The sequence below is a fragment of the Marivirga sp. genome (genome assembly GCF_051117495.1).
GTDB lineage: Bacteria > Bacteroidota > Bacteroidia > Cytophagales > Cyclobacteriaceae > Marivirga.
On sequence record NZ_JBNPEF010000015.1, the window covers coordinates 69,864 to 88,381 of the forward strand.

General features: G+C 33.0%; 11 protein-coding genes and 2 tRNA genes. 5 read left to right on the forward strand and 8 right to left on the reverse strand.

The genetic code is table 11. The features are described from left to right. Positions 1–36 precede the first annotated feature (36 nt). Positions 37–1,359 (forward strand): tRNA (N(6)-L-threonylcarbamoyladenosine(37)-C(2))-methylthiotransferase MtaB, encoded by a 1,323-nt coding sequence (gene mtaB / locus ACFE0M_RS08770; protein ID WP_434545379.1) that lies wholly within the window; start codon positions 37–39, stop codon positions 1,357–1,359. Between the two features lie 200 nt (positions 1,360–1,559). Here the strand turns inward: mtaB and ACFE0M_RS08775 are convergent. Further along, positions 1,560–1,631 (reverse strand) — tRNA-Glu (locus ACFE0M_RS08775). A 94-nt stretch (positions 1,632–1,725) separates the two neighbouring features. Then, positions 1,726–1,797: transfer RNA gene (locus ACFE0M_RS08780), tRNA-Glu, on the reverse strand. Between the two features lie 174 nt (positions 1,798–1,971). Between ACFE0M_RS08780 and gap the strand changes: the two genes are divergently transcribed. Beyond that, the gene (gap, locus tag ACFE0M_RS08785) at positions 1,972–2,967 is read left to right on the forward strand and encodes a type I glyceraldehyde-3-phosphate dehydrogenase (RefSeq protein WP_434545380.1); all 996 of its coding nucleotides are present in this window, start codon (positions 1,972–1,974) and stop codon (positions 2,965–2,967) included. Positions 2,968–3,265: 298 nt separating this feature from the next. Here gap and smc read toward each other — a convergent pair whose 3' ends face one another. After that, positions 3,266–6,811, reverse strand: a complete 3,546-nt coding sequence (gene smc / locus ACFE0M_RS08790; protein ID WP_434545381.1) for a chromosome segregation protein SMC — start codon at positions 6,809–6,811, stop codon at positions 3,266–3,268. Between the two features lie 250 nt (positions 6,812–7,061). Here smc and ACFE0M_RS08795 point away from each other — a divergent pair, with 250 nt between their 5' ends. The 3 genes from ACFE0M_RS08795 (at position 7,062) to ACFE0M_RS08805 (ending at position 11,438) form a co-directional block, all read left to right on the forward strand. Continuing rightward, on the forward strand, positions 7,062–9,233 hold the full coding sequence (locus tag ACFE0M_RS08795; protein WP_434545382.1) for a carotenoid oxygenase family protein: 2,172 nt from the start codon (positions 7,062–7,064) through the stop codon (positions 9,231–9,233). 60 nt (positions 9,234–9,293) lie between these two features. Beyond that, a complete protein-coding gene (locus tag ACFE0M_RS08800) occupies positions 9,294–10,820 on the forward strand; it encodes a PP2C family protein-serine/threonine phosphatase (protein WP_434545383.1) in 1,527 nt (508 codons plus the stop codon). Between the two features lie 69 nt (positions 10,821–10,889). Next, positions 10,890–11,438: a hypothetical protein gene (locus ACFE0M_RS08805; protein ID WP_434545384.1), complete on the forward strand. Its 549-nt coding sequence runs from the start codon at positions 10,890–10,892 to the stop codon at positions 11,436–11,438. Here ACFE0M_RS08805 and ACFE0M_RS08810 read toward each other — a convergent pair. From ACFE0M_RS08810 to ACFE0M_RS08830, 5 genes are all read right to left on the reverse strand, one after another. Further along, positions 11,422–11,895 carry a hypothetical protein gene (locus ACFE0M_RS08810; RefSeq protein WP_434545385.1) on the reverse strand — a complete coding sequence of 158 codons (474 nt, stop codon included), beginning with the start codon at positions 11,893–11,895 and terminating at the stop codon, positions 11,422–11,424. The two genes, ACFE0M_RS08805 and ACFE0M_RS08810, sit on opposite strands and share 17 nt — an antisense overlap. A 98-nt stretch (positions 11,896–11,993) precedes the next feature. After that, positions 11,994–13,256: a TonB family protein gene (locus ACFE0M_RS08815; RefSeq protein ID WP_434545386.1), complete on the reverse strand. Its 1,263-nt coding sequence runs from the start codon at positions 13,254–13,256 to the stop codon at positions 11,994–11,996. Between the two features lie 6 nt (positions 13,257–13,262). Next, positions 13,263–13,619, reverse strand: a complete 357-nt coding sequence (locus ACFE0M_RS08820) for a BlaI/MecI/CopY family transcriptional regulator (RefSeq protein ID WP_434545387.1) — start codon at positions 13,617–13,619, stop codon at positions 13,263–13,265. Between the two features lie 134 nt (positions 13,620–13,753). Beyond that, positions 13,754–15,589: a cation:proton antiporter gene (locus ACFE0M_RS08825; RefSeq protein ID WP_434545388.1), complete on the reverse strand. Its 1,836-nt coding sequence runs from the start codon at positions 15,587–15,589 to the stop codon at positions 13,754–13,756. A gap of 164 nt (positions 15,590–15,753) precedes the next feature. Then, on the reverse strand, positions 15,754–18,393 hold the full coding sequence (locus ACFE0M_RS08830; RefSeq protein WP_434545389.1) for an ATP-binding protein: 2,640 nt from the start codon (positions 18,391–18,393) through the stop codon (positions 15,754–15,756). Positions 18,394–18,518 lie beyond the last annotated feature (125 nt).

An 18,518-nucleotide genomic window follows, 5' to 3' on the forward strand; every position in this document is an offset into this window, starting at 1 on the left:
CCTTAACTTTGCGGTTCATTTTGCAAAATATCCGGCATGAACAAAAAAGTTGCATTTTATACACTAGGCTGTAAACTGAATTTCTCTGAGACATCCTCTATTTCGAGGATGTTCGAAAACAGAGGTTATGAAAAAGTAGATTTTCAGGATAATCCCGATATATTCATTATCAATACCTGTTCAGTGACGGAAAATGCGGATAAGAAATGCAAAAAGGTAGTAAAAGAGGCCAAAAAAATCAATCCTGATGCTTTTGTAACTATTATTGGTTGTTATGCACAGCTAAAGCCAAAAGAGATTTCTGAAATTAAAGGAGTTGATGCTGTATTAGGTGCAGCAGAGAAATTTCAGTTAATCGACAAATTGGATGGATTCACAAAAAAAGATAAGCCACGAGTTTTGGCTTCTGATATTAAAGAAGCAAAAAGCTTTAACAATGCATTTTCTATTAATGATAGAACCAGGACTTTCCTTAAAGTGCAAGATGGGTGCAATTATCACTGCGCATTCTGTACCATTCCATTGGCAAGAGGAAAAAGCAGAAGTGATACCATTGAGAATATAGTGAAAAGCGCCAAGCAAATTGCAAGTGAAGATGTAAAGGAAATTGTTTTGACAGGCGTTAACACTGGTGATTTTGGTATCCAAGATGGTAAGAGGAAAGAACGTTTTGTTGATTTGGTGAAACAATTGGATGATGTAGAAGGAATTGAAAGATTTAGAATCTCCAGTATTGAACCCAATTTATTAACTAATGAGATTATAGAATTTGTAAGTCAATCCAAAAGATTCGTTCCTCATTTTCATGTACCCCTTCAAAGTGGTAGCAATAAGATTTTGCGAAAAATGAGAAGGCGATATCTGCGTGAGCTTTATGAAGATCGAGTAGCGAAAATTAAGCAATTGATGCCACAATGTTGTATTGGTGTAGATGTTATAGTTGGATTTCCAGGAGAAACAGATGAAGACTTTTTAGAGACTTATCACTTCCTAAAAGAATTGCCAGTATCCTATTTGCATGTGTTCACCTATTCTGAAAGACCCAATACTGATGCAGATGAAATGGACGAAGTAGTTCCGATGAGAGTACGTAATGAGCGTTCTAAAATGCTAAGAAGCTTATCTGAAAAGAAAAAGAGAGCTTTTTATGAAGAAAATGTAGGTAGGGAAGAAGTAGTTTTATTTGAGAAGGATATTCACGATGGCTTGATGGAAGGCTTTACGGATAATTACGTTCGAGTGGTAGCCAAGTACGACCCTATTTTAATTAATGAATTGAAGAAAGTGAAGCTCACTAATTTAACTGCGGAAGGTCTGATGGAAGTGACTGAGGTAGAGACAGAGGTTTTGCAGCATTAGCATTTGAAATTTAAAGATAAACTTTCGGAATTTTAAGAATCTTAATAAGAGTCAAGATTTATATTATAACAACCTAATCCGATTTATTATATTTTTTTTATCCTACCTAAATTATTAACTCACATTTATAAATAATTTTTAGATAAAAAAAAGGCTACCATTATGGTAGCCTTTTAACTTTTCGCTGACTTACGAAAATGTAGCCCGTAGGGGAATCGAACCCCTGTTTCCAGGATGAAAACCTGATATCCTAACCCCTAGATGAACGGGCCATTCCAAAAAATTAACCAGAATAAAAATCCTGATTAAAATTAATTTTCCATTAAATTTAATGACTTAATAACGACTTTATTAAGTACTCTAAAGTAGCCCGTAGGGGAATCGAACCCCTGTTTCCAGGATGAAAACCTGATATCCTAACCCCTAGATGAACGGGCCATTTGTAAATGGAGATGCAAATATAGAAGGCTGTTTTTTAATAACAAACTCCAAGCTTAAAAAAATAGAAAAATAATTTCAGGGCTAAACCTTTAGGCTTCTAATTTGATAATGCTGTCAAGTAAGTTTATATTTACCGCCTCATTTAACTTAACTAAAATAAATTATATCAACATGTCAAACGTAAAAGTTGGAATTAACGGATTCGGGCGAATTGGGAGATTAACTTTCAGAGCCCTGCTGCAAAAAAATAATGTTGAAGTGGTAGGTATCAATGATCTTACAGATACTAAAACTTTGGCTCACTTATTAAAGTACGATTCAGTTCATGGTAAATTTCCAGGGGATGTTTCGCATACAGACAATTCTATCATTGTTAATGGAAAAAGCATTGCTGTTTCAGCTGAAAGAGACCCCGCTAATCTTCGATGGGGAAAAATGGGAGTTGAAATCGTTTTAGAATCTACAGGTTTATTTGTAGATGAAGAAAATGCTGGGAAACACATAAAAGCAGGAGCTAAAAAAGTTGTAATCTCTGCTCCAGCTAAAGGAAACGTTCCTACTGTTGTTTTAGGGGTTAATGATGATGCTATGACAGGTGATGAAACTATCCTCTCAAATGCTTCTTGTACTACTAATTGCTTAGCTCCTATGGCTAAAGTATTAGATGATACATTTGGTATTGAAAAGGGTTATATCACTACTGTTCATGCTTATACAGCCGATCAGAATTTACAAGATGGCCCACATAAGGATTTAAGAAGAGCTAGAGCTGCGGCTTATTCAATCGTACCTACTTCAACTGGTGCTGCAAAGGCTGTTGGATTAGTTCTACCTCACTTACAAGGCAAATTAGATGGAATTGCCATGAGGGTTCCAATTCCTGATGGTTCATTAACTGATTTCACTTTAGAGCTGAAAAAAGAAGCTACCAAAGAAGAAGTGAATGCTGCTATGAAAAAAGCTTCAGAAGGAAGTATGAAAGGTATTTTAGAATATACTGAAGATCCTATCGTTTCAATAGATATAGTAGGGAATACTCACTCCTGTATTTTTGATTCTGCTTTAACTTCAGTTTCAGGTAAATTAGCAAAAGTTGTTGGATGGTATGATAATGAAGCAGGCTATTCTAACAGAGCAGCTGATTTAATTGAAAGAATATCTAAATAAGAATTTTATAACTTATTTATAATTTTTTAGCGATGGCTATCTTTTGATGTATTTCAAGAGATAGCCTTTTTATTTATTCTTCATCCACTTTTTCCTCATTATCAAACCGAAAACAATGGAAAAAAGGATGGCTTTAAATAAGGATTCCAGAATTTGAGAGCTCAAGCTTGTTTCCTCCTTTATTATATACATAAAAAATGAGTCTAATATCCAAAACACTAAAGCGGTGATACCGATTCTTATAAGGAAATCTTTATTCATAACTCCCGAAATATTAATTTCTTAAATACTATTATAATTACTCCAAGGTATCTTCTAATTCCCTCAAGTCCACTGGCACTACTCTAGAAATCCCCAATTCTACCATAGTTACCCCATAAATGACATCCGTGCTGGACATGGTTCTTTTATTATGGGTTACAATAATAAACTGGGATTCTTTAGAAAATTCCCTGATAATGTTATTGAATTTATCAATATTGGCATCATCCAGAGGAGCATCTACTTCATCAAATATACAGAATGGCGCTGGTTTCAATAGATAAATCGCAAAGAGAAGGGAAGTAGCGGTTAGTGTTTTCTCTCCCCCGGATAATTGATTGATGGTCAAAGGACGCTTACCCTTTGGCTTGGCCATGATTTCAATTTTGGATTCTAAGGGGTTGTCAGGGTCTGATAATTGTAAATCACACTCATCTTCATGGGTGAAAAGTGTTCGGAATACTTTTTGGAAATTCTCTTTTATCTTTTCGTATGCTTCTATAAAGTTTGTACGGGCAACTTCATCAATCTCAGTAATGGTGTTGAGCAATGATTCTTTCGCATTGCGTAAATCTTCTCGCTGGGTTAAGATGAAATCATTCCTTTCTTTAATCTCTTCATAAGCTTCCATCGCCATAGGGTTGATAGGCCCAATACGATCCATTCTTTCCTTCAATTTGTTTACTGCATTTCTTAAATCATCAGCTGTTTCATCAGTCTCTACTTCCTCTTCATTAGAATTCATGATTTTATCTAAATCTATATCAAATTCCACTGAAAGCCTTTCTTTCACACTGTTGAGCTCAAGTTTGGTTTCGTTCAAATTATTTTGAATCTGCATCAAAAGCTCATCTACTTGGTCCTTGTTACGCTGAATATTTCTGCTTTCTTTTTCAATCTCATCAATCTGACCTCGGGCAGCGTAATAGTCTTTTTCTACTTCATTAACCCCTACTTCTATTTGCTCTTTTTCCTCATACATAGCCAGTAACTCATCGTCACTTGACTCAGCCGTATCAATCAGGCCTTTTATTGCTTCTTCATTCTCTTTTAACTCATGCTGGTTTTTTTCTAAGCGTTCTTTACTGCTTTCAAATGCAGTTTGTTTATAGCTAATTTCTTGTTCAAGACTATTGACCCTGTTTTGTTGTTGATGGAATTCTATATTTTCCTGATTGAAAGAAGAAGATTTCTGACTCAAAATATCATCCTGAGCACTTAAGTCCTCACTGATGATGGCAAGTCTTTGTTCTATTTCTTGTAGTTTCTCGGATTTCTCCTTGGCATCAGGTTTTATGGCTTCAATTTCCTCTGTCAAAGTTTCTCTTTGTTGCTCTAATCCCTCCCGCTTATTGGCAGCAGAATTAAGCATTTGAGCAAATTGTTCTTGCTTGGTTCTTACAGAAACATATTCAGAATTTACTTCATTGATTTCTGATTGCAATAGTTCAATATTCTCTTTATAGCTATGGTCTTTTAGGTTATCCAAATCATGTTGCCTGCTTTCCAAGCTTTCCTTGATCTGGCTTATTTTTTTATTTAGATCTTTTATCTCAACCTGAAGTTTTTCTAAGTTTTTGGCCCTGCCTATCCTTTTACCCTCAAATAGGCCAACAGAACCACCAGACATACTAAATTTTCTTTTAGTTACTTTTCCGCTTTGTGTGATGAAAATACTGTCTTTATCATCAGGAATTGAGCTATAATCACCTTTTACTACATAAACATTGTCTAGTATGAAACCAATTAATTTTTTGTATTTGGCATCATATTCTACTATTTCAGTTGCGGCAACAGCTTGGTCAAATAGCTTTGAATCAGTAGGTTTGAATTTTTCGAAATTATCTAAAATAAAAAAGTGGGCTTTGCCCTTACTCGCATCACTTAATAAGTTTACTGCTTCAAAAGCTTGAGCCTCTGTTTCCACTATATAATAATTCATGTAAGGCTCTAGGAAATTCTCAATTGTGATGCGGTAATCCTCGGAACATGTCAATACATCAGATAGGAGTGGAGCATTTTTACCCCATTTTGAACTCTTTTTTAAGAATTTAATAGCTTCAGGAAAACCTTCTAAATTATCTACCAAAGACTTTGTCAAGTTGTATTCGTTTTCCTTTGCATCAAGCTTACGAGATGACTGGGTTAATTCTTCCCTGATTAATTCAATGGTATTTTTATGATCTTCTATTTGTTGGTTAAGATGGTCTTCTTTGTTCTTAAGATTTGTTAAGTATTCGTTTTTCTCTTTTAAGATTTTAGACAATTCTTCCAGTTTTGCATCAAACTCCTCCAAACTAGCGGATTGTTCAGTAGTGTCCGTACTGCTTTTCTCTAATTCCTGTTTTACGGAAGAAAGTTGTATTTCCTTTATTTCCAGTGATTTATTTAACTGGTAAACCTCATTTTGTAAATTTTTCTGTTGTTGGTTTAATGTGTTGACTTCCTCTCGAATAGCAGTAGTTTTATTTTTTTGCTCTTCATATTCAGCTTTTAAAACTTCAACTCTTTGCTCGGTTTCAAAGAATATTTTTTCAGCCGAAGTCTTTTCTTGCTCTAGACTTTTGATGCTGAAAGAGGCACGTTCATTACTTTGTTTGTCCTGTTCAATTTGATTTTTGAGGCTATCGCTTTTGTCCTGCAAAAAGCGTAATCTCTCATTCTTGATTTTTTTCTCACTCTCGTATTGCCTTATTTTATTGACATGTTCGTTAAGTGCTTTTTGCCGAGTAGCCAGTAATTTTTCTTTTTGAAGCAATTCGGATTTTCCTTTTTCCAATGAAGCTTCTTGTTCGGCTAATTGTCTGTTGAGGCTTAGTTTTTTATCATTTTCAGCCTCAACTTGTTTGGTTAAATTAAGAAAGACCTCCCTTTTATCAGCTACGGTTTTCTTGGCCAAAAGAATGCTTTTTTCTTTATATTCTCCTTTATATTGGTAATATTTTTCGGCTTGTTTTGCTTGTTTCTCAAGCGATTTTAGGTTTTTTTCAATCTCAAATAATAAATCTTCTACTCTTTCTAAATCAGCATCGGTATCACTCAGTTTTTTTAATGTTTCCTTTTTTCTGATTTTGAATTTACTGATGCCTGCTGCTTCTTCAAACAATCCTCTTCGGGAATTATCCTTATCAGTTAAAATATCATCCACCATTTTCAATTCAATAATGGCATAACTGTTAGAACTAATTCCAGTATCCATGAATAGATTGGTGATGTCTTTTAATCGGCAACTTACGCCATTCAATAAATATTCACTTTCACCGGTTCGGTAATACCTTCTAGTGATGGTAACATTAGAGTATTCGGTTGGGAGTAGATTTTTAGTGTTATTAAAAGTGAGGGATACTTCAGCCAAGTTGCTTTGTTTACGCTTTTTGGTTCCGTTAAAAATAACGTTCTCCATTTTATCAGAGCGTAGCATTCTGGATTTTTGTTCTCCCAAGACCCAACGGATAGCATCGACCACATTAGATTTACCACAACCATTGGGACCTACAATTCCTGTGATTCCTTTATCAAAATTAATGACCATTCGGTCACCAAAGCTTTTAAATCCTTTTATCTCAAGTTTGGTTAGCTGCATATTTATTCCTCAAAAAATCTACGCTCAAAAAAAGCGGATAACAAATTTATAATTTATTTGGAGAAGTGGGTAATCTAATTGAATGTTCTCTTTAAAAAATAAAGAACAACCAAAAAAATCATGTACCTCACTAGGGTAATTTTTTTCGACAAAAGATTTATTTGTAATTATTATTGTAATTCCTCAATTATTTATTGAATTTTTATTATTTATGTATCTGTAATATTATCAAATAAATTATACCAAAACTATGAGTCACCCCAATCTACTCACCTCAACTCGTGAACCACTTGATGTAGAACTTAAATTAAAAGAAGGAAAAATCCCTGAAGATTTATCTGGTTTCGTTTTTATAAATTCCGGTGCGGGAACCGTTAATAGCGGTGGGCTTCCCTATGAAAGGAAACTTCCCAGTGGAGAATTCAATCAGGAATATGGATCACCTGTGATAAATGGTGACGGTTATATGTACCGTTTCGATTTCACTGAATCAGGAAAAGTAAAACTTAAAACACGCTTATTAAAAACTCCCTGCTTTTACGCTGATATTGCTTCGAGTCCTATTTTAAATCCCAATAATCTTTTTACTGATATAGCATTTAAAAATAGGGGTCTTGCAAGAATGTCAATGAAATTAGGTACAAGGAATCAGTTAAATACTGCTATAACCCCCTTTCGAAAACCTGGAGATGAGCAATCTCGCTTATTGGCCACGTTTGATGCCGGCAGGCCTTTTGAATTTGACCCGGAAAGTTTGGATTTGATTACGCCCATAGGAGAAAATAAATTTTGGAGGGCAGGGACTCCTCCATTTTTGAATAATCCATTTCCTATGGTGTTGACCACAGCGCATCCTGTTTACGATCCTGAAACCAAGGAGGTATTCAGTGTGAATTTCACTAAAACGACCAAGAACCTCTTAAGTGCAATTGACCTTTTTCATTTATTTTTCAGCAGTGAGGAAGAGATTGAAAAAAGATTAGAAGAAAGAATCAGTAGATGGGAACAAATTGAAGATAAAGAGCAAGTTGTAAAGGAGGTAAATGATTTCTTTTATGAGGAAGCAACTGAAAAAGAACCAAAATCAATATGGGATAAACTCAGAGGCTGGTACTGGAAATTGATTGGAAGGCATTTTTCCAATGAAGATGCTGTTTATTTGGTGCAATGGACAGGTTCTAAAAATCCTAAATCCTATAAGGTTATCAATGAAAATGGATCTAATATTCAGATTCAACATAATATGCATCAAATTGGCTTTACAAAAGATTATGTACTTCTAGCTGATACTAATTTCAAGTTTACATTAAATGTGATGCTGAATAATCCTTTTCCTAATAATGAAAAAATTGACTCTTTTTTAAGGGAATTACTGGATGGTGCCCAAAATGACTATTCCACTCTTTATATAGTAAACAGAAAAGATTTAGTTCCTGAGGCTAAAGAGGTGAAAGCTCATAAAGTAGTTCTGCCGTTGGAAACAGTTCACTTTTCTGCTAATTATGATAATCCAGAAGGTGTTGTGACTTTACATGCAGCCCACAATTGCAGTGCATGTCCGGCTGAATGGGTTAGGTATTACGATGAATGCAAAGTTTCGGGAGCTCCTATTGATCCTCAAAAAATAGGTATGTTGGCTGTTGGAGAAATGGATATTGGTAAAATCGGCAAGATTGTAATTGACGTAAAAAACAGAGATAATTTAGAGGATCAAACAGTTTTTCTGCATTTGGAAGGAAATCCAGGTCAAAAAGATCCTGGGCCACATACTTGGGGAGTAGGTTTATACACTTATCGCGATATGCTTTCACCTGATCAAAATGTAGGCGAAATAAAGCATATTTTTTGGCAGGCGTATGGTCTAAATGATCAACTACTGACTGATTTTATGTACAAATTATATCAAGATCCCAACAGAAACAGGGTTTATGGTGCAGAGCAGATGCTTGAATTCACAAAAAAAGGAGCCCCTTTTGTTTTAGAAACAGTGAAAACTGATTCGATGAAAGTTACGGATCACTACAGTTTTCCAAAGGGGACTTATATGTGGTCGTTGCAATTTGTACCTTCAAAATCTCAAAATAGTGATATTCCTGTATCTTTGAATGGTTATATTTTGTGTACCGTAATAGGAGAGGAGAATAATAGTAATCAAATAAGTTCTTACTTTTCAGAAATTTGGATATTTGATGCTACTGATTTACATAAAGGCCCTGTAGCAAAGCTAGATCACGATGAATTACAGTTTGCTTTTACCATTCATTCTGTTTGGGTAAAAGATGCTTCCGAGGTTAGTATGCCAGATTATAAAATTGACATAAAACAAGATTATAATGAACAAATTAAACATATAAGACGTAGGTGGTTGCGTAAAAAAGTACAATCATTGATGAAGCATCATGTTTATCCTCATTTTCGATAAATGATTTTTATTTTTACCTTAAGTATGTTAATCTCGCATTAAATTTTTTATTCAAAGTAGATGAAGTTCAATATTACTGAAAGTTTTGGTATCAATTTAAATGAAGCCTGGAAAGAGGAATATAAGAGAGTAGGTCAGATCTATGCAAGATGGGGTGCTCTGTTGGTTATATTTTTATTTCCGCTTAGTACAATACCAGAACTTTCAATCGATAAACCTAATATCAATTTATGGTATTTATTCAGATATGGCCCTTCGGTTATAGTTGGGATTGTTTTTTTACTTCATCAAAAATATAAATTTAGTCATGAGCTTTTATTTGAAATCATAGCATTTTGTTTGTTTACCTCTGCCGCATATATGGTGGATTGCTCGGATTGGATGACTTACTTGATATCAATGGTAACTGTGTTTATTACCAGTGCCGTTCTGGTTATTTTAAGGCCATTTTATTTTGTCATCAATTTCATTGTTGTATTTCTTATTCAAATCTTGGCTCATACCTTTTTCTGTGAAGCAGGAGTACTTGATTACTTCATGATGAAAGGTGTTAATATTTTGATTGTTGTGGGAATAGCGGCTTTCTCAATGGCGGCATTTCGGTATTACATCATGAAAAATAATTTCATGCATAGAGTTGCCTTGCAAGAAGCACATTTTGAATTACAGGAAAGAAATCAGAGTTTGATTAAGGCTCAAAAAGATTTGAGGTTTAAGAGTGATCAAATATCTGAGCAAAATGAGGAATTAAAAATGCAGAAGGAAGAAATTCTTTCTCAGCGGGATGCTATGCAATCTCAGAAGGAGTTTATTGAAAAGCAAAACAGAGATATCATTGGAAGCATTCGATATGCTCAAAGAATTCAATCTGCAATGCTTCCTACCGATGATTATATCAAGCATTTATTGCCGAATTCATTTGTAATGTTCATCCCGAGGGATATTGTATCAGGTGATTTCTATTGGATGGCTGAAATTGACGGGAAAAAAGTGATTGCCGCTATTGATTGTACAGGACATGGAGTTCCAGGGGCTTTTATGTCTTTGGTGGGAGATACCAATATGAATCAAATTGTTTTGCAAGAGAAAATAACCGACCCAGCAGCAATTTTAAATAAACTTCATGAAGGTGTGAATAGTTATTTAAAGCAGTCCCAAACCGATAATCAAGATGGAATGGATGCATCTATTGTGGTAATCGATGAAAAAAATAAGTTGATGAATTTTGCAGGTGCAAAAAATCCATTGGTAATTGTAAATGATAATAAAGAAGTTGAAGTCATAAAAGGCGATAAAATGTCTATTGGGGGAAAAAGAAAAATTGGAATTGAAGGAAACTTCACATCCCATTCAATTGACTATAATCCACTTAATACTTTCTATATATTTTCTGATGGTTTTCAAGATCAATTTGGTGGTCCTAATGATAAGAAATTTATGGTAAGGAGTTTACGTAAACTACTACAAGAGATTGCTGATAAAGAAATGAAGGATCAATTTCATATTCTGAAAAAACGATTCGATGATTGGAAACACGGATACAGCCAAACGGATGATGTGCTATTAATAGGTTTTAAGCTTCATTAGTTTTTATTTATTTTCTATTTCATGAATATAGTGTGGCTATTATTTATAAAGTTTTTGTAATTTTAATTTATGGAAGACTACAAAATCCTCATATATATTGTCCTATCAATTCTATATTTCTTATTTAAAGGAAGAGGAAAGAAAAAGAAACCTGTTACTCGAAAAAAAGCAGATTCCCAACAAACGGAACAAAGCTCCAATGAAAAGAGAAGACCTAAATCATTCGAGGAATTATTGGCTGAGTTAAGTGGGGAAAGTCAAGAAAAGGAAGAAGCGTCACAGAGATCTTATGGAGATGAAATTCTTACAGAAAGTGAAAAAATCAAACCACTTTCTGATCAAGTTGAGGAAAGACCCATGCATCAATATGTAAGTCAAGAAGATTATGAAAATGCGGATGAAACTTTAAAAGAACTATACAAAAAAGGAGAGAAACTTAAAAGTATAGATGAATTGGTAGATATAGAAGAAGTTTCAACACAAAGCGATAGATTTAAGGAGTTTGAAGCTGAAGAAAGTGAAAATCAATTTGCTAGAGAAATTCGAGAAGGTTTGTCTGATCCGGAAAGTGCTAAGAAAGCAATCGTTTATGCCGAAATACTCAATAGGAAGTATTAATATCTACTTGATATAATTTATACTTTAAAACCTCCCATTCTTCATTTTTGTTTTTTTCTAATTGAGAGTCTAATAAAATTTTTTGACCCTTTTCATAAAATAATCTGGCATTTTGATAAGAAAGCACAACCTTGGCTTTTGATTTTTCAACCACAAATTCATCAATTTTGATGAAAAAATTGTGTTTTAATTCACTCACTTCTTTTTCAGTAATTAATCTTACTGATTTATCACGAATATTGAGTTCCAATGTCTGATTTCCTAATTCAGGAAATTTCATCATCAATACTTCCTGCTTTGAATTGGTGCTGATAAAACGGGGGGAGTATGCAAGGTATTCTTGAAATTCTTCAATGTTAAAAACAGTTTGCAAGACCTCTTCTTGCTTGGATTGTCCATTATTATCCGTGGCATTGATCACAGATAACATAAAAAGTAGGCTTATTAGGTAATTCATATCCTTTATCTAATTATTTAATAAATATAATTAAAAGTTATGAAAAATGAATCTTGAAAATAAGCCTTTTTATAAGGGAAGTACCTTATTGCAAGACTTTAGTTTAATACAAACCTAATTGGGATTACTCTTCTGGAGCGAACTTGCTTTCCGTTTTGTTTACCCGGTATCCAATTGCCTTGATTTTTAAGTAATTCAACAGCTAATTCATCACAGCCAGCCCCGATTCCTTTAACTGGTTGAATATTACTTAAGCTACCATCCTTTTCAATAACAAATTGAATATATACAACTCCTTCAACCCCCATACTGATGGCCTGCTCCGGATATTTGCCCTCCATACCTTTAGATAGATTATCATAGAAATCTTGAATTCCATTTCTAGGCTCAGCTTGCACTTCCACTATGTTAAATATAGTATTTTCGTCAACATTGTTATTTGAAGAAACATCGGATGTTTTAATGTTTTCATTTTTTGGTTTTAGAATAACTTCCTCTTCCGGACTTAAATCACATGAAAATACAAAGCTTATCAATAACAAAAGTAAACCGACAATAAAGGGTTTAACGGTAGTTCTTTTATTGTTTTCTAACATATTGAGTCTATTTAGGATAGTTGGTTTAGCAAAATAACTAACAAAATGAATTTGGCTTTGATTGAGCGTTTGTTGAATTAGCAGCTTGGCATAATTAGTTTTCTCGGAGTCCTGGCAAGCAAATTCATCAGCTAAAAATTCGTGATTTTCAACTATATATTTTTTGATTTTCTTATTTAAAGGGTTTAAAATCAAAATTGAAGACATTATTTCAACCCATATAATATCAAAGAAATGTAAAGTTTTTCTATGTGCTTCTTCATGCTTGATGATGATATTTTTATGCTCATCAGCTTTTAATTTTTCCGGAAGAAGCGTTTTGTTCAAGAAAGTAAATGGTGGGATTTCTTCTTCTACCCAATAGACCTGTTGTTTGTAATCATAGCGTGCAAATCGGTGTAATAACTTAAATTGATGATAACTTTTGATAAACTTGATTAGAAAGATAGAAAGTGATATAAAAACCAGGGCACCATAGACTAATGGCAATACTGTTTCAAGTGTGATAAAATTACTTTCCAATATATGAGAATTACTCATTGCTTTTGACTTAGGTTCATTGGTCAAAAAAGCTTGATTGATAAAAGTGATATTTTTGAAAATTTTAATTTCTAGCAAAGGGGTGATAATACTCACCCCATAAATTGCCAGAAGGTAAAATCGGTTAAAGGTGAAGCTTTTCTCATTTCGTAATGCAAAATGATAGATTCCACCTAAAACCATAAATAACAAATGGGCTTTTAGGATGTAAATTAAGGTATCCATTCTGGATTATTTATTTTTCAGATGATTCAAAACTTCATCTAGTTCTTCCGTACTTAGGTCTTCTTCTTTAGCAAAGAAAGAAGCCATTTTTGCGAATGATCCGTCAAAATAACCGTGAATAAGCTTTTTAATACTGAACTTTCTGTATTCATCCTTTTTTATAAGTGGATAATACAAGTAGCTTTTGCCAGTTTTTTCATGTCCAACTACTCCTTTTCTTTCTAAGATTCGAATAATTGTACTTACAGTATTGTAAGCTGGTTTTGGTGCAGGTAAAGTTTCTAAAACTTCTTTAACATAAGCTTTTTTTAAATCCCATAGCTTATGCATAATTTGTTCCTCTGCTCTTGTTAGTGTTTGCATAATTTTTCCCTATTATTTAATTAATAATGCAATATAAAACTAACCGGTTAGTTTCCAAAGGAAATCTTAAACTTTTAAGGGAATTGTTTTTATTATTATATAAATGGTTAATAATGAATGATTTTGTTCATGAATCAGTCATTTTCATTGCTCACCATATTATAGTTTTTATTTTTTAAAAAGATTAATCTGTCATCTTTCCCAACTTCTTCAGGATATCCGGAAATTATTTGAAGTTTCTTTTCAGATGTAATAATGAAAAGTGGAATAATTGTTTTCCCTTTTTCTTCTAAGAACTCCTCATATTCTGATTCCCCGTAAAATTTTACTTCGGAGATCTCACTATTCTGTCTCAATAAGTGGTTTAAACTTAGATAATCCAATCTTGATTTGAATAGTACATTCTTTGGCAATGGTAGGTTTTCATTTTCAGCCTCTTCTTTACTTACGATTCTATAGGTGTTTTCCATTCCCAATTCATTATCAAACCAGCTTAGGGCAAGTGAGTTAATGCCTGAATTACTAGTGACCGCCATCATTTTACCAATTTGTGAAAGATCAACCTCTTCAAAAATCTCTTCTGAAAGTATATTCCCTTCATAAACAGGAAGATTCAGCTTTCTGGCTTCATTGACATTATGCTTCGCTGTGTCTGCCAACAACACATAAAAACCTTCCTTTTTAAGGAAAAGCGCAAGTTTTTTAGCTATTTCATTTGCCCCAACAAATAATACACCTTGTGGTTCTTTTCTTAAAACGCCCAGCCATTTACCAACATATTTTGCACTGGTTCCTTGTAGAATTACAGTTCCAACAATTACTAAAAATACTAAAGGTAAGAGCAATTCTGCTTCTGTTTTTAGTGCTGCGCTAGTAGTATCTGAACTCAATAAATCTAATGAAAACAATGAAGCAACTGCGGCCGCAACAATACCACGAGGGCCTATCCACGAAATAAAAATTTTCTCCTGCCATCTTAAGTTGGAGCCTATCGAGCTCAGCCACACGCCTACCGGTCGGAGAATAAATATTACTACAGCTAAAACTGCTAGACTTCGTGTACCAAGTTGTTCTATTTGATCAATATTTATTCTACTTGACAACAATATAAATAGAAGGGTAACTAATATTAGACTTATGTCTTCTTTAAAAGAGAGTATTTTCTTGAAATCATCTAATTTCATATTGGCCAAAACAATTCCCATAATGGTGGTGGCCAATAAACCAGCTTCTTTTTGTAATAAGTCAGATATGGAAAAAACTAAAATCACAGTTCCTAAAGTGATAACATTTCTTAAATAATCGGGGATTTTGTTTTTGCTGATGATGTACCAAATTAAAACAGCACCAAACCCACCTATAAAAAAGCCTACTGAGATGGTGGTGAAGAAATCCTTTAACGCCTCAACTGTATAATATTCCCCATTAGATGAACTTTTAATAAATTCATACATTAATACAGCTATTAATGCCCCAAGGGGATCTATCAAAATACCTTCCCATTTAAGGATGGTATTGGTTTTAGCATTTGGCCTTACATTTCTTAAAATAGGGAGAACAACTGTAGGACCTGAAACTATAATCAAGGCACCGAACAAAAGCGCCATTGATAAGCTTAAATCAAGAATGGCAACGGCAGCTATTGTTCCGCCAATAAAGGTAACAATCACTCCCACAATTAATAGATTTCGAACGGTACTCGCAACAGCTCTTACTTCTTTTAAATTTAAGGTTAGCCCTCCCTCAAATAGAATGACTCCAACAGACAGGGATACAAATGAGAATAACAAATCACCTGAAAAAATACTATCTCCATCTATGAGTTTAGTGCCTTCAGGAGTAAAGAAAGTAGAAATAGGACCTACCAATAACCCTATAATAATCAGTGGGAGAATAGCTGGTTGCTTGATTTTCCATGCTAGCCATTGTGCAAATACCCCTAAAACTAATATACTCGCTAATTCTATCATTTGTAAGAATTCTGATTAAATCAATTCTAAAAATAGAGATTAATTGTGGGATTTATAATCTAATTGAAATTTTATTTGATGTTCATTAAATGATTGAAAATGAAAATGAAAATAATATAATTTAAAAGTGCTTTATTATAATAAATAGATTATTTTACTATTTATTATGATGAGATAAATACTTTGTCATAATTATTCGAGAAGTTATGTTTTATACCCTCCAAGGGGAAAATCAATGTGAAAGTACTGCCTATTCTGGTATCACTTTCAAGCTTTATCTTACCATCAAGTATTTCTATTGCTTTTTTGACAATATATAAACCTAACCCATTTCCTGTAGAAGTAGGAGAGGTTCTTTTAAACATATCAAATATTTCAGCTTGTTGCTCATTAGATATCCCGGTTCCGTTGTCTTTTACACTAAGAATAAGTTGATCCTCAAAAGATTCTACATTAATGTTGATTACTTTAGTTTTTGAATGATTAAAGATCAAACTGTTTTCAATTAAATTACTTAAACAAATATTGAGAATTACTGGATAGAATATCATCTCTTTTACGGAAGTGTTAATATTGATGTCATAATTGTTATCAATTCCATCAAAAAATTTATTTTTAACAACTTCATCTACAATTCGGATAATTTCACCTTCTATTTCAATTTTTTGTGGGGATTTCAAATTTTCAAAGTCACCTAAAAAACTGACAGCTTGAAGTTTTTTCACCATTCCATCTAGTTTTTTAACCGTTATATTTACTTTACTGAATAGTTCATTTGCTTCATTAGGTAAATCATAACCTTTAGATATCCCAACTAAACCCATTAAAGTAGTAAGCGGTCCTCTAAAGTCATGAGAGGCTCTGTAGAAAAAGTGATCTAATTCAGAAAGTGCATTTTCCAAAGCAATGGTTCTCTCTTTAACTTTCTTTTCAAGAAACTCATTAAGTTCATTTACATGATCATTGGCTTCTTTCAATTCTTCCGATTGAGCCATGATTTCTTCTTGCTTCTCTTGAATTTCAAAATTTAGATCTCTTAGTTGGTGGTTTGTTTTAGTTCTAATTTTAAGATATCGGAATATGATATAACTGAGAATTAACAATATTACAATGCCTACTATTAATACTATTAAGGTATTTCGCTGAGATGCTATGGTCTTTTGGTTTAGTGCGATAGTTTGTTCGTTATTCTCTTTTTGAAGATTCAGTAATGCCAGCTCTTTTTCTTTATTTTTTAGGTCGTATGTAGTTTCTAGTGTTGCCAATTCTAGTGTTTTATTTTCTTCTGCCAGTTCTTTTTGGATTATCAGTGCTTTTTGTAAATATTCTGACGAAAGTTTATGGTTTTCTTTTTTGGAATATAAATTGGCTTGAGCCTGATATATTTTTAGCAGAAAATATTTTTCACCTAAGTCTATTGCATGTTTTTCACCTAAATCAAAGTAATATTTAGCGGAATCCAGTTTTTGGTATTTCATATAATATTCACCTAAAACCCATTCTCCCTCAATAAGACCTGCATAATTATTTAATTCTAAATCTACTTTGTAGCTTTCTTTATATATTTTAAGCGCTTCCTCATCTTTGCCTATTTTTTCTAAAACAACTGCTTTATTAAATTTTGCCGCAGATAGTCCTTTAGTGTTTTTAGTAATTTTCTGAAAATGAATTGCTGAGTCAAAATACAAAATGGCCGAATCATATTTTTTTAAATCAGTATAAAGTGAACCCAAAGCATTATATTCTCTTCCCAGGTATTTAATATTTTGAATATTTCTGGCGGTTTGTATAGCCTTAAATAGGTAATTCTTTGCCCTATTTTCCAGTTCTAATGAATAAAAGATCCATCCCAACTCGTAATAGGCTATTTGCATTTCGTTCACATTTTTGTTCTCTTCAAAAGTCTCCAAGGCTTTAAAAATATATGTACTTGCTTCATTATACCTTTGCATCCATGACAATAAAGTCCCTTTAGATAGATCAATATTTGCCTTTCCATATTGATAATTTAGACTATCATATATTGATTGAGCTTTAATTAAATATTGTGAACTTTCTTTATAACGACTCACTTCCATTGCATTTTGGGCTAAAAACAGGAAGGTCTCGGCCTTGTCCATCTTGTTATTTATAGTGTCATAATGATGGATCAAGCTTGAGAAAATGGAATCTGATTTTCGATATGAGGCAATATTTTGATAGTATTTTCCTTTTAAGCTTATATACTTACTATAATTTTTAAGGGTGTCTAAGTTAGGTATTAAATCCTCTACCTGCTTTAGTGTTATTAATGATTCTTCTGTTAAACCAATTTTTAATGCCGCTGATAGTTTAACTAGTAATAGGTTAAAATACTCTGGATTGTTTTTAGGATTTGAGATTAGTTCATCTGCAATTATGTCGAATACATCTTTATAATGACCTTTTTTCTCATAAGCGGAGCATAAGTATGAAATGAACCTATATTTATTTGGGTCTTCTTTCTCAACTGATTGTATGGCTTTACGGTAATATTTTATAGCACTATCATATTTTTGATTGGTATAAAATGAAATGCCATATTGGGCATAAACATCAGCTTTTAGACTTTGATTATTTACTGATGCGATTAGTTGATAGGCATTTTTTGCAGCTTGATGAGATTTTTGAATATCATTGTGCCAATTTTCTTTGGCTACAGACACATAATATTGAGCCGAATCTTCCAGCTTTTCTTGACTGTAAACAGTGGGTAAAAAAAAGATGTATATAACTATCCATACCAATAATTTTATGAAGGCAATATTTGAAATGAATTTTTTCAATAGTTTTTATTAGGTAATCAATTTCTAGAATAAAAGTTAAATTTTAACAATATATTAAAATAGTTAACTTTATTTTCGATTTCTTTAATGTTTTATAGGATAATTTAAGAAAATTTAACCTTACA